Annotated in this window: 11 protein-coding genes and 1 pseudogene; 2 read left to right on the top strand and 10 right to left on the bottom strand. The window is 59.8% G+C overall.

Translation table 11 applies throughout. The features are described from left to right. Positions 1–6: 6 nt before the first annotated feature. Positions 7–600, bottom strand: coding sequence for a hypothetical protein (locus F8N44_RS02780; RefSeq protein ID WP_150649205.1), 594 nt, complete (start codon positions 598–600; stop codon positions 7–9). Further along, entirely contained in the window at positions 566–1,306 is a 741-nt protein-coding gene (locus F8N44_RS02785; protein ID WP_150649206.1) for an SURF1 family protein, read from the bottom strand. The genes F8N44_RS02780 and F8N44_RS02785 overlap by 35 nt, the downstream gene beginning before the upstream one ends. A gap of 71 nt (positions 1,307–1,377) precedes the next feature. On the opposite strand from F8N44_RS02785, the gene F8N44_RS02790 reads away from it, so the two are divergent. After that, a complete protein-coding gene (locus tag F8N44_RS02790) occupies positions 1,378–1,581 on the top strand; it encodes a twin transmembrane helix small protein (RefSeq protein ID WP_150649207.1) in 204 nt (67 codons plus the stop codon). Positions 1,582–1,590: 9 nt separating this feature from the next. Here the strand turns inward: F8N44_RS02790 and F8N44_RS02795 are convergent, their stop codons facing one another. The 4 genes from F8N44_RS02795 to coxB form a co-directional block, all read right to left on the bottom strand. Next, positions 1,591–2,478 (bottom strand): cytochrome c oxidase subunit 3, encoded by an 888-nt coding sequence (locus F8N44_RS02795; protein ID WP_150649208.1) that lies wholly within the window; start codon positions 2,476–2,478, stop codon positions 1,591–1,593. Positions 2,479–2,503: 25 nt separating this feature from the next. Then, a complete protein-coding gene (locus F8N44_RS02800) occupies positions 2,504–3,055 on the bottom strand; it encodes a cytochrome c oxidase assembly protein (RefSeq protein ID WP_038365040.1) in 552 nt (183 codons plus the stop codon). Positions 3,056–3,169: 114 nt separating this feature from the next. After that, the gene (ctaD, locus tag F8N44_RS02805) at positions 3,170–4,756 is read right to left on the bottom strand and encodes a cytochrome c oxidase subunit I (RefSeq protein ID WP_150649209.1); all 1,587 of its coding nucleotides are present in this window, start codon (positions 4,754–4,756) and stop codon (positions 3,170–3,172) included. Positions 4,757–4,838: 82 nt separating this feature from the next. Next, positions 4,839–5,966, bottom strand: a complete 1,128-nt coding sequence (gene coxB, locus F8N44_RS02810; RefSeq protein ID WP_150649210.1) for a cytochrome c oxidase subunit II — start codon at positions 5,964–5,966, stop codon at positions 4,839–4,841. 369 nt (positions 5,967–6,335) lie between these two features. Between coxB and F8N44_RS02815 the strand changes: the two genes are divergently transcribed. Then, on the top strand, positions 6,336–6,986 hold the full coding sequence (locus F8N44_RS02815) for a hypothetical protein (RefSeq protein WP_150649211.1): 651 nt from the start codon (positions 6,336–6,338) through the stop codon (positions 6,984–6,986). Between the two features lie 136 nt (positions 6,987–7,122). On the opposite strand, the gene F8N44_RS02820 is transcribed toward F8N44_RS02815, so the two are convergent. The 4 genes and pseudogenes from F8N44_RS02820 to tnpC all read right to left on the bottom strand — a co-directional run. Next, the gene (locus F8N44_RS02820) at positions 7,123–8,649 is read right to left on the bottom strand and encodes a SulP family inorganic anion transporter (protein WP_150649212.1); all 1,527 of its coding nucleotides are present in this window, start codon (positions 8,647–8,649) and stop codon (positions 7,123–7,125) included. A 90-nt stretch (positions 8,650–8,739) separates the two neighbouring features. Then, positions 8,740–9,468, bottom strand: a complete 729-nt coding sequence (locus tag F8N44_RS02825) for a carbonic anhydrase (protein ID WP_150649213.1) — start codon at positions 9,466–9,468, stop codon at positions 8,740–8,742. Positions 9,469–9,706: 238 nt separating this feature from the next. Beyond that, positions 9,707–10,075: pseudogene (locus tag F8N44_RS02830) on the bottom strand (radical SAM protein); the annotation flags it as partial. Positions 10,076–10,116: 41 nt separating this feature from the next. Beyond that, on the bottom strand, positions 10,117–11,069 hold a 953-nt coding region (tnpC, locus tag F8N44_RS02835; protein ID WP_150649214.1), incomplete at its 5' end, for an IS66 family transposase.

Raw genomic sequence — 11,069 nt, forward strand, 5'->3', positions numbered from 1 at the left:
ATGCCCTTATCCGATGTTCGACAGTTTCAGCAGGTGCCGCAGGTCGTTGAGCAGATCCTTGCCTTTCACATTCGGCTCGTAACGCAGCACGAGGTTGCCGTGCGGGTCGATGATCCACAGTTGTGGCGTGGCTTTGTCGCCAGTGGTTTTGCTGAACACACCAGCGTCCAGCGGATAGCGTTGCAGCTGTGGATATTCACGGGTCAGCTTGGCCTGGTAATCGGCGCTCACCGGTTGCGCAACGGCGAGGGCGTGGCTGGCGCGCCCGGCTTCGCGGCCTAGACCGATCTGGATCTGCCGCGCCAGATACACCAGTTGCTGGCAATCCACCGCGCAATCCTTCGGCGCGGTAACCAGCATCTGCCAGCGTGCTTCATCGGCTTGCACGCCGAGGTCGGCGCGGGTCTGGCCGTTGCCGATCAGCTCACCGTGATAGCTGCGACCTTCCGGCACCCAGAACTGCAATTTGTACATGCCGGTGGCAAGCAGCATCGGGCCGACCACGCCAAGCACAATCAGCAACAATTGAATGCGCCCGCGACGGCGGCTGGCGGCAGGTTTCGCCTCAGACATGCTGGGTGGATTCATGGCCGTTCCCATGGTGGTTCTCCTTTGCGTTGTGCAAGCCCAAATAGATGTAGAGGCCGAGCAGGGCGGTGGCCATGGCGAACCACTGCACGGCGTAACCGAGGTGTTTTTCCGGGCCCATGGCGACTACCGGCCAATCGGCCTCGTAGCTGGCCGGGCCGGGTTCGGCGCGTAATTCGTAGGTGAAGCCGTCGCGCTCAAGGGTTTTCCACAGCTTGGCGGGTTCGACGGCAGTGATGGTTTGCGGCCACGTGTTGCTGACCGGATCGGCGTGAAGTTGAAAAGTGGCGCCGGGGGCGACGTAGACCCAGGCATCGACATTCAAGGTTTCGGAAGGCGTGGTGAATTGCGGCGGCACGCGGCGGTCCGGCCACGGCAACCAGCCGCGATTGACCAGCAGCCACTGGCCGGTGCGTTGATCCTGAAACGGTTGCAGCAGCTCGACGCCGACCTTGCCGTTACGCTGGCGGTTATCCAGTAGCAGGCTGTGCGCGGCATCGAACTGGCCGTGCAGATGCACACGGCGATAAGCGGGGTCCGCGCTATTGAGCAACTCGCTGCTGGCCATCGGTTCGGCGGCGCGGCGTTCGGCATAACTGGCGAGCAGGGCGGTTTTTTCGGCGCCACGGCCCAGTTGCCAGAAGCCCAGCGACACCAGCAGCGGCAGCAACAAGGCCACGACCACGGTGGGAGTTACGCCCGGACGAAAGCGCTTCATGGCTGCGCCACAAAGTCAGTCGTTGCGATCGCTATACTCAACTGCATCGCCTGTCCCCCGGAGTTCTTCCCATGCTCAAAACAGCGATCGTCCTGATGCTGATTGCCACGGTGATCAGCCTGTTCAGCGGCCTGTTTTTCCTGGTCAAGGACGACAGCAGCTCGAATCGCCTGGTCATCGCCTTGAGTGTTCGGGTGGCATTGGCCGCTATCACCGTCGGCTTGATCGCCTGGGGTTTTTACAGCGGCCAACTGGTGTCGCACGCGCCTTGGTAATGCTGATCCTCAGAGTACGTAAACGAAGATAAACAGGCCGATCCACACCACGTCGACGAAGTGCCAATACCAGCTCGCCGCTTCGAAGCCGAACTGGTGCTCGTTGTCGAAATGGCCCCTCATGATGCGCATCAGCATCACAAACAGAATGATCGTGCCGATGGTCACGTGGGCGCCGTGGAAACCGGTGAGCATGAAGAACGTCGCGCCATAAATGCCGGAACCAAGGGTCAGGCCCAGCTCGTGGTAGGCGTGGATGTATTCCTCAGCCTGGAAACCGAGAAACGCGCAGCCCAGCAGCACGGTGATCGCCAGCCAGATTTTCAGGGCACCGCGATGGCCCTTCTTCAAGGCGTGGTGGGCGATGGTGATGGTCACACTGGAGCTGACCAGCAGGATCGTATTGATCAGCGGCAGGCCCCACGGGCTGATGACTTCCTTTGGCGGCGGAAACAGTTTCGGGTCTGGCGTGTGCAGCAGCGGCCAGGTGAACTGGAAGTTCGGCCAGAGCATGTGCGCGATGCCTTTCGGGCCTTCGCCGCCGAGTGCCGGGCCGGAAATGTGTCGTACGTAAAACAGCGCGCCGAAGAAGGCGACGAAGAACATCACCTCGGAGAAGATGAACCAACTCATCCCCCAGCGGAACGAGCGATCCAGCTGTGCGCTGTAAAGTCCCGCGCGGCTTTCCTTGATCACTGTGCCGAACCAGCCGAACAACATGTACGCCACCAGCAGGCCGCCGATGAAAAAGATCAGCGGGCCGTGGGATTCCGGGCGCGCGGCCTTCAGATCGTTGAACCAGGTGGCCAGGCCGTACACGGTGACGAGCATCCCGACCGTGGCAATGATCGGCCATTTGCTCTGGGCCGGAACGAAATAATGCTCATGAGTTGCCATTTATTGTTCTCCTTATCGGGCACGCTCAACCGCCAGTGTTTACAGCCACCGGCGGATGTCGGGCGGTGATATCGAACAGCGTGTAGGACAGCGTCAGGTGCTTCACATCCTTGGGCATGTCGCGGTCAACAATGAAGCGCACCGGCATCTCGATCTGCTGACCGGGCTGCAGCACCTGCTGGGTAAAGCAAAAGCATTCGGTCTTGTGGAAATACGCCGCCGCGTTGCTCGGCGCGATACTCGGCACGGCTTGCGCACTCATCGGTTTATCGGTGGGATTACGCGCGATGAAAATCATCTCGTTGACCGCGCCGGGGTTGGCGGTGAGTTCGTCGTGCTTGGGATAGAAATCCCATGGCATATCGGCGGTGTTGGTCGACAGAAACTGCACGCGCACCTGGCGCGAAGTGTCGACCACCTGTTCACCCTCGTACTGCCCGGCAGTCTTGCCGTTGATGCCGAAGGCCTTGCACATCACGTCGTAGATCGGCACCAGGGCAAAGCCGAAGACGAACATCGCCACCACTACACCGAGCAGGCGGGTGACGAGCTTTTTCAGCGAGATCGAGTCAGCCATGGTTCATGCCTCCCTCCAGATCCCTTGTGGGAGCGAGCCTGCTCGCGAAGCAGACAACTCGGTGCATCAGATGAACCGCGTCATCGTTCTTCGCGAGCAGGCTCGCTCCCACAGTCATTTCACTTCCGGCGGTGTGGTGAAGGTGTGATACGGCGCCGGCGACGGCACGCTCCACTCCAGACCTTCCGCACCGTCCCACGGCTTGGCCGGCGCAGGCTCGCCACCGCGAATGGTCTTGATCACGATGAACAGGAAGAAGATCTGCGTGGCGCCAAACATGAACGCGCCAATCGACGAGACCATGTTGAAGTCGGCGAACTGCAGGTTGTAGTCCGGGATCCGTCGCGGCATGCCCGCCAGTCCCACGAAGTGCATCGGGAAAAAGGTCAGGTTCATGCCGACGAACGACAGCCAGAAATGCAGCTTGCCGAGGGTTTCGTCGTACATGTGCCCGGTCCATTTCGGCAGCCAGTAATAGGCCGAAGCGAAGATCCCGAAGATCGCCCCCGGCACCAGCACATAGTGGAAGTGCGCGACCACAAAGTAGGTGTCCTGGTACTGGAAGTCCGCCGGCGCAATGGCCAGCATCAGCCCGGAGAAGCCACCAATGGAAAACAGGATCACGAACGCCACGGCAAACAGCATCGGTGTCTCGAAGGTCATCGAGCCTTGCCACATGGTGCTGGCCCAGTTGAACACCTTGACCCCGGTCGGCACCGCGATGAGCATCGTCGCGTACATGAAGAACAGTTCGCCCACCAACGGAATGCCGACCACAAACATGTGGTGCGCCCAGACAATGAACGACAGGAAGGCGATGCTCGCCGTGGCGTAGACCATCGAGGTGTAACCGAACAACGGTTTGCGCGCGAAGGTCGGGATGATCTGGCTGACCGCGCCGAACGCCGGCAGGATCATGATGTACACCTCAGGGTGCCCGAAGAACCAGAACACATGCTGGAACAGCACCGGGTCACCGCCACCGGCAGCACTGAAGAAACTGGTGCCGAAGTGGATGTCCATCAGCATCATCGTCACGCACCCGGCCAGCACCGGCATCACCGCAATCAGCAGGAATGCGGTGATCAGCCAGGTCCAGACGAACAGCGGCATTTTCATCAGGGTCATGCCGGGGGCGCGCAGGTTGAGGATGGTCGCGATCACGTTGATCGCACCCATGATCGAACTGATCCCCATCAGGTGGATGGCGAAGATGAAGAAGGTCACGCTTTCCGGCGCGTAGGTGGTCGACAGTGGCGCATAAAAGGTCCAGCCGAAATTTGGCCCGCCACCCGGTGTGAACAGGGTCGAAACCAGCAGCAGAAACGCCGCCGGCAGCAGCCAGAAGCTGAAGTTGTTCATCCGTGGCAGGGCCATGTCCGGCGCCCCGACCATCAGCGGAATCATCCAGTTGGCGAGGCCGACGAATGCCGGCATCACCGCACCGAAGACCATCACCAGACCGTGCATGGTGGTCATCTGGTTGAAGAACGCCGGCTCGACGATCTGCAGACCGGGCTGGAACAGCTCGGCGCGGATCACCATGGCGAACGAGCCGCCGAGCAGGAACATACAGAACGCAAACCACAGGTACAGCGTGCCGATGTCCTTGTGGTTGGTGGTCAGCACCCAGCGCATCAGGCCTTTGGCGGGGCCGTGGGCGTGGTCGGCGTGACCGTGGTCATCGATGACAGCACTCATGGCCGGTCTCCTTTACGTGAGTGGGCGGGGCGGGCCGGGGCGCGTTGCCCCGACCGGTTCACGAGGTACGCGATAGACCGGCTCATTTGCTTTCCGCCTGTTTCAGCTCCAGCACTTCTTTTGGCGTGACCATGTCGCCCTTGTTGTTGCCCCAGGCGTTACGTTCGTAGGTCACGACCGCCGCGATATCGACTTCCGACAGCTGTTTGCCGAACGCCGCCATGGCGGTGCCGGGCTTGCCGTGGAAGACAATGCTTAAGTGGCCTTCTTTCGGTCCGGTGGCGATTTTCGAGCCCTTGAGTGCCGGGAACATCGGCGGCAGACCCTGACCTTCGGCCTGGTGACAGGCCACGCAGGTGGTGTGATAGATCTTGTCGCCACGTTCCTTGAGTTCGTCGAGGGTCCATTCCTTGCTGGTCAGCTCCTTAAGCTGCGCGGCCTCGGCTTTGCGCTCGGCGAGCCACTTGTCGTAGTCGGCCTTGTCCTTGACCTCGACCACGATCGGCATGAAGCCGTGATCCTTGCCGCACAGTTCGGCGCACTGGCCACGGTAAAGACCGGGTTTGTCGACACGCGTCCAGGCTTCATTGACGAACCCCGGGATCGCATCGCGCTTGACCGCAAAAGCCGGCACCCACCAGGAGTGGATAACGTCGGCGGAGGTCACGAGGAAGCGCACCTTGGCCCCGGTCGGCAGTACGAGCGGCTTGTCGACCTCAAGCAAGTAGTGCTCGCCCTTGGCTTCCTTGTTGTGGATCTGTTCGGTGGGGGTGGCCAGGTTGCTGAAGAACTCGACGTCCTGGCCCAGGTATTTGTAGTGCCACTTCCACTGATAACCGGTGACCTGGATATCGATATCCGGCTCACTGGCGTCGTACATCTTGATCAGGGTGGCGGTCGCCGGTACGGCCATGGCCACCAGAATCAGCAGCGGCACGACGGTCCACATGATTTCGACGCCGGTGCTTTCGTGGAATTTTGCGGCGACCTGCCCGGTTGAACGGCGGTGCACCATCATCGACCAGAACATGGCGCCGAAGACGATGATCCCGATCACCACACAGATCCAGAAAATGGTCATGTGCAGGTCGAATACTGCGTGACTGATTTCAGTCGCTCCAGGCGCCATATTCACAGTCCAGGCAGCGTGCGCCGGACTGAAAATCGACCACAACAGGAGGCCCATCCAGACGTGTGGATGTCGCATCATTGCGGGTTCCCCTTATCGTTCTTGTTATCCCGCCGGCTTTCGCCTGCGGCAAGGGAGCGGCTGCATCAGACTACGAACTTGAATCGCCGGGCCTTGCTGCGGGTGCAGTCGGGCGTCATCAGCTAACTCCATTCAATGGCGAGTATAGACAGCGGCGGGAAATTGCAATGTGCGTACGTAAATGAACTGAAACAGCTGGCACTTGCGTTCAAGGGCACGAATGGAGAAGGATGCAGACGAGTGGTGGCAAACCGATATAACGCAGTTGCATCAAGGATGAAATAATTATGACAAATGCGTCTTAGCATTTTTCGTAAGCCAGCTAAGTTATGTCTTCCCTATTTCATTGCCTTGTTCCCTGGAGTTTTCATGAACACCGCCGCATTGCGCGAGCAGATCCAAAAAGCCCAACAACACGAAAAAGAAACCGGCCTGCTGACCCGTCAGCTGGAAAGCAAGCTGCCTCATTTACACCCGGCGATTCAATTGCCGGAAGCCGACGCCAATGGTGTGCTGACGCGTTTTGTCGCCGCCTACATCGAAGAAGTGCCAGACCTGCTGGATGCAGCCAATGAAGTTGCCAGGGAAGCGGGAATCGAATCGCAGATCAAACCGGTGCTGAAAATCGCCGAGCAGTATTTCCTCCAGCCGCCAGCCATCATGGCCGGGCACGTTGGTCTGGACAGTCTGCTCGACGAAGCCTATCTGGCGCACCGTTTTGTCGAAGAGGTCAACGACCTGTACATCAAGCATTTCGGCCAGCCACTGATCCCCCTGGACATGACGGTCGCCAACTTGATTGCTCACCAATTGATCGGTGAGGAATTTGCCAACCAACTGGACGAAGCGGTGCATCACGCGATCGACGAGATGCTCAACGATGAGAGTTTTGCCCTGGAATCGGTAGAAGTTTACCGGGACAAACTCAGCAGCCCGGACACCGGCGCCGCGTGGAAACGCTGGCCGTGCATGGGCCGGCGACTGGGTGTGGGCCTCGAGCTCGACCAGCCCGCCGCGTAATCCTCATACACCATAGATCCAATGTGGGAGCGAGCCTGCTCGCGAATGCAGTCGATCATTCAACATCTCTGTTGGCTGATACACCGCTTTCGCGAGCAGGCTCGCTCCCACAGGGTTTGTGTTCATAATGGATTATCTAGCCGGCCGCACCGATGCCAGTGTTAGTCCGAACCCGCCCCTCAAGCCGTCGCTTCAACCCGCGCGACTCAATCAACAGCTTCGAACCCTTCGCTGCATTCGCCCGGCCCCACTCCTCCAGCAGCTCCAGACACGAATGGTCGATGTAGCTCAGATTATTGAGCGGCACATGCACCGTCGTACCTTGCGGAATACTGCCCAGCACTTGCGTCAACGCCGGCACCTTGAGGAAGGTCGCCGCGCCGACCAGACGCAACTCCATCTCACCATCCTGCGGCAGATCGATCAGGCTGATCTTCAGGCGCGAAGCCTTGAACGCCAGTTTCAACATCGTCAAACCGAAACCGATCAACACACCTGTCAGCAGGTCAGTGAAGATGATTGCCAGCGCTGTCGCCGCGTAGGTGAACATCGGCATCCGTCCATAACGACTCAGACCTCGAAACGCTTTGAGATCTACCAGTTTGAAACCGGTGTAAACCAGCACCCCCGCCAGACTCGCCACCGGAATGCTTTGCAGCACACTCGACAGCAGCAACACGAACGCCAGCAGCCACAGACCATGAAAGATCGTCGAGTAACGCGTGGTCGCACCGGCCTGAACGTTGGCCGAGCTGCGCACGATCACCCCGGTCATCGGCAGCGCGCCGAGCAGACCGCAGAGCATGTTGCCGACACCTTGCGCCGACAGTTCCCGGTCGAAATCCGAGCGCACGCCGCTGTGCATGCGATCCACCGCTGCGGCGGACAACAACGTTTCCGCGCTGGCGATAAACGCCACCGCAAACGCAGCAATCAGCAGAGTCGGATCGGCAAGGTTGAGCAAGTCTGCGGGTTTCAGCCAATCAATGGCTTCCGCCAGATTCGCCGGCACTTCAACACGCTTCACCTGCAGGGCCAGCAGCAGACTTGCCCCGGTCGCCAGACCCACACCGAGCAATGCCCCGGGAACGAAGCGCAGCGAATGCGGGCGAAACTTCTCCCACAACCACATCACCGCAATCGTCGACAGCCCGAGCAACCCGGCCTGCCAGCCAAACGACGGCAAGGCCTGCGCCACCGCCGCCGGGAACGCCGTGAGGTTATCCAGTCCCGAAGGTTTCGGTGACGCATCAAGCATCACATGCACCTGCGACAGCACGATCAACACGCCAATCCCCGCCAGCATCCCGTAGACCACCGCTGGCGCCGTGACTCGAAACCAGCAACCGAGCTTCAAGCGCCCGGCGACCAGTTGCAGAAAACCGGCGAGCAGCAGAATCGGCCCGAGCATCTCGATACCGTGCTGGCGCACCAGCTCAAACACCAACACCGCCAGACCCGCCGCCGGGCCACTGACCTGTAACGGCGAACCTGCCAGCCAACCGACCACCAGACCACCGATGATGCCGGTGATCAGCCCTTTGGCCGGCGGCAACCCTGACGCGATCGCAATACCCATGCACAGCGGCAGGGCGACCAGAAACACAACCACTGAAGCAAGCAGCTCCCGTGGCAACACCGCTTTCAATTGAGCCGCACGCATGGCGATTCTCCCGAAGTTTTCTTCAGGCATGGCTTCGCCGAACCGCTGAAACAGCGGCCGGCGTCAAACCACACAGATTGTTAGGAAGATTTAGAAGCGCGCTTTGGGTGTCGCCACCGGGATCGGATGGCTACCGTCGAGCGGCAGGAAACGTCCCTGATCCGCGTCGTAAGCTTTGATTTCGCTGGTTTCGATGTTGTAGACCCAGCCATGGATGAACAGATGACCGTTCGCCATGCGCGAGGCTACCGAAGGATGGGTACGCAAGTGCTGCAGTTGGGCGATGACGTTTTCCTCGGTGAGGATCGGCATGCTTTCTTTTTCGTCGGCGCAGTGGCAGTTGTCATGCACCATGGTTTTCGCGACTTCGGCGTGGCGCAGCCAGGCTTTGACCGTCGGCATTTTTTCCAGGCTGTCCGGATTGAGCACCGCACGCATGGCGCCGCAATCGGAGTGGCCGCAGATGATGATGTGCTGCACGCCGAGCGCCAGCACCGCGTATTCGATCGCGGTGGAAACGCCGCCGTTCATCTGGCCGTAAGGCGGCACGACGTTGCCGACGTTACGGGTCACGAACAGATCGCCCGGGGAGCTCTGGGTAATCAGCTCGGGGACGATGCGCGAATCGGCGCAGGTGATGAACATCGCTTTTGGCGCCTGGGCCGTGGCGAGTTTCTTGAAGAGTTCTTCCTGCTGCGGGAAGACCTCATGATGAAAATGCAAAAAGCCGTCTACGATCTGGCGCAGCGCTGCATCGGCGGATTCCGCTTCAGGGGTTTGCCCCGACGCAGCCAGCGGCTGTTTATCCTTGTCACTCATGATTCATCCTCTTTGGCGGATTAGGGGAGTCGTTCCCATGTATTCCGGTATGAAGCCAGTGGCTGTTTAAAACATCCGGGTCATCCCGACCCGTCAGTCACTCGATGAACAAGGTAGCCGCCGAAACTTAACTCAAACTGAATCAAACGCTCTAGAACGTGTGTTCCAGGTCACAAAAAACGTGACTGGGTGATTTCGGCGGAAGGATTCCAACCCCTCAACCATAGGCCAATTGTCGCTAAATCAACGACATCTGGCGACCCGGCGGACAGAAGGCCGTGCAATCGAGGTTATAGCCTTCGCGATGATTCATGCCAAGACGCTTGATGGCTTTGGCAAAACGCTGCGCGAGCAGGTCGGCAAACACCCCTTCGCCGCGCATGCGTGCGCCAAACCGACTGTCGTAGAGCTCGCCACCCCGGCTCTGGCGGATCAGGCTCAGCACATGCGCGGCGCGTTGCGGATAGTGCGCCGCCAGCCATTCCTCGAACAACGGCGCCACTTCCAGCGGTAGGCGCAGCATCATGTACGCCGCGCTCTGCGCCCCGGCGGCGTGGGCTTCGTCGAGCAGGTTTTCGATTTCGCTGTCATTGATCATCGGAAGTAAGCGCTCCATAAACCCCACCGATTTCAGGATGGGGTGAGCGCTCAGCCAGGTGATACCGGCGAGCAGTTCCACGGCAACAGGGCTTCGTAATCCTCAACCGAGGACGCCAGTGGCAAACGCTCCAGTGCGTGGCGCAGCCACGCATAGGGTTCTTGGTCATTGGCTTTGGCCGTCTCGACCAGGCTGTAAAGCTGAGCGCTGGCCGTCGCGCCTTTGGGCGTGTCGCTGAACAACCAATTCTTTCTACCGATGACGAAGGGCCGGATCGCACGTTCGGCGGCATTGTTGTCGATCGGCAAGTAGCCTTGCTCGACATACCGCTCAAGTTTGTTCCAGTTGCTCGCCAGGTAACCGACGGCTTTACCCAAGGCATTCTGAGCCGTGACCTGCGGCCGCGTCTTTTCCATCCAGCTTTTTAGCTGAGCCAGCACCGGCAGGCTGCGTTCATGGCGACCGGTCTTGCGATCTTCATCGACGTTATCCTTGAGGTCGCGCTCGATGCCGTAAAGCTTGTTGATCAGGTTCAGCGCGATATCCGCACGTCCCGTCTTGCCCTTGGGTTGCACTTTTTGCGCTTCGACAAACTTGCGCCGAGCATGCGCCCAGCAGCCCAAACGCTCAACTCCGGCCTGTGCGCCCAGCGCGTTGTAACCGGCATAATCGTCAGTCATCACGTAGCCGCGATAGCCATCGAGCAGGCGCGTCGGCACCTCCTGCGCCCGGCTGGTGGAATAGTCAAAAAGGATCACTGGCCTGTCAGGCGGGCCACCGGTTTGCACCCACATCCAGGACTGGCTGCTTGGCTCCCGATCCGGCTCTTTGAGCACCTGCACGCGCGTTTCATCGCAGTGGATGATGCGGCTGGCCAACAGGCTATCGCGCATCAAATTGAGCAGCGGCTGAAAGTGCTCACCGCACTGGATGACCCAGCGGGCCAGGGTCTGGCGCGGGATATCGATGCCATGACGGCCCAGCACCTTTTCGAAACGGTGAA

It is taken from the genome of Pseudomonas fluorescens (assembly GCF_902497745.1).
GTDB lineage: Bacteria > Pseudomonadota > Gammaproteobacteria > Pseudomonadales > Pseudomonadaceae > Aquipseudomonas > Aquipseudomonas fluorescens_BM.

Excerpts from the sequence above, each read along its gene's own strand:
- F8N44_RS02780 (WP_150649205.1), bottom strand. The coding sequence starts at position 600 with ATGGGAACGGCCATGAATCCACCCAGCATGTCTGAGGCGAAACCTGCC.
- F8N44_RS02785 (WP_150649206.1), bottom strand. The coding sequence starts at position 1,306 with ATGAAGCGCTTTCGTCCGGGCGTAACTCCCACCGTGGTCGTGGCCTTG.
- F8N44_RS02790 (WP_150649207.1), top strand. The coding sequence starts at position 1,378 with ATGCTCAAAACAGCGATCGTCCTGATGCTGATTGCCACGGTGATCAGC.
- F8N44_RS02795 (WP_150649208.1), bottom strand. The coding sequence starts at position 2,478 with ATGGCAACTCATGAGCATTATTTCGTTCCGGCCCAGAGCAAATGGCCG.
- F8N44_RS02800 (WP_038365040.1), bottom strand. The coding sequence starts at position 3,055 with ATGGCTGACTCGATCTCGCTGAAAAAGCTCGTCACCCGCCTGCTCGGT.
- ctaD (WP_150649209.1), bottom strand. The coding sequence starts at position 4,756 with ATGAGTGCTGTCATCGATGACCACGGTCACGCCGACCACGCCCACGGC.
- coxB (WP_150649210.1), bottom strand. The coding sequence starts at position 5,966 with ATGATGCGACATCCACACGTCTGGATGGGCCTCCTGTTGTGGTCGATT.
- F8N44_RS02815 (WP_150649211.1), top strand. The coding sequence starts at position 6,336 with ATGAACACCGCCGCATTGCGCGAGCAGATCCAAAAAGCCCAACAACAC.
- F8N44_RS02820 (WP_150649212.1), bottom strand. The coding sequence starts at position 8,649 with ATGCGTGCGGCTCAATTGAAAGCGGTGTTGCCACGGGAGCTGCTTGCT.
- F8N44_RS02825 (WP_150649213.1), bottom strand. The coding sequence starts at position 9,468 with ATGAGTGACAAGGATAAACAGCCGCTGGCTGCGTCGGGGCAAACCCCT.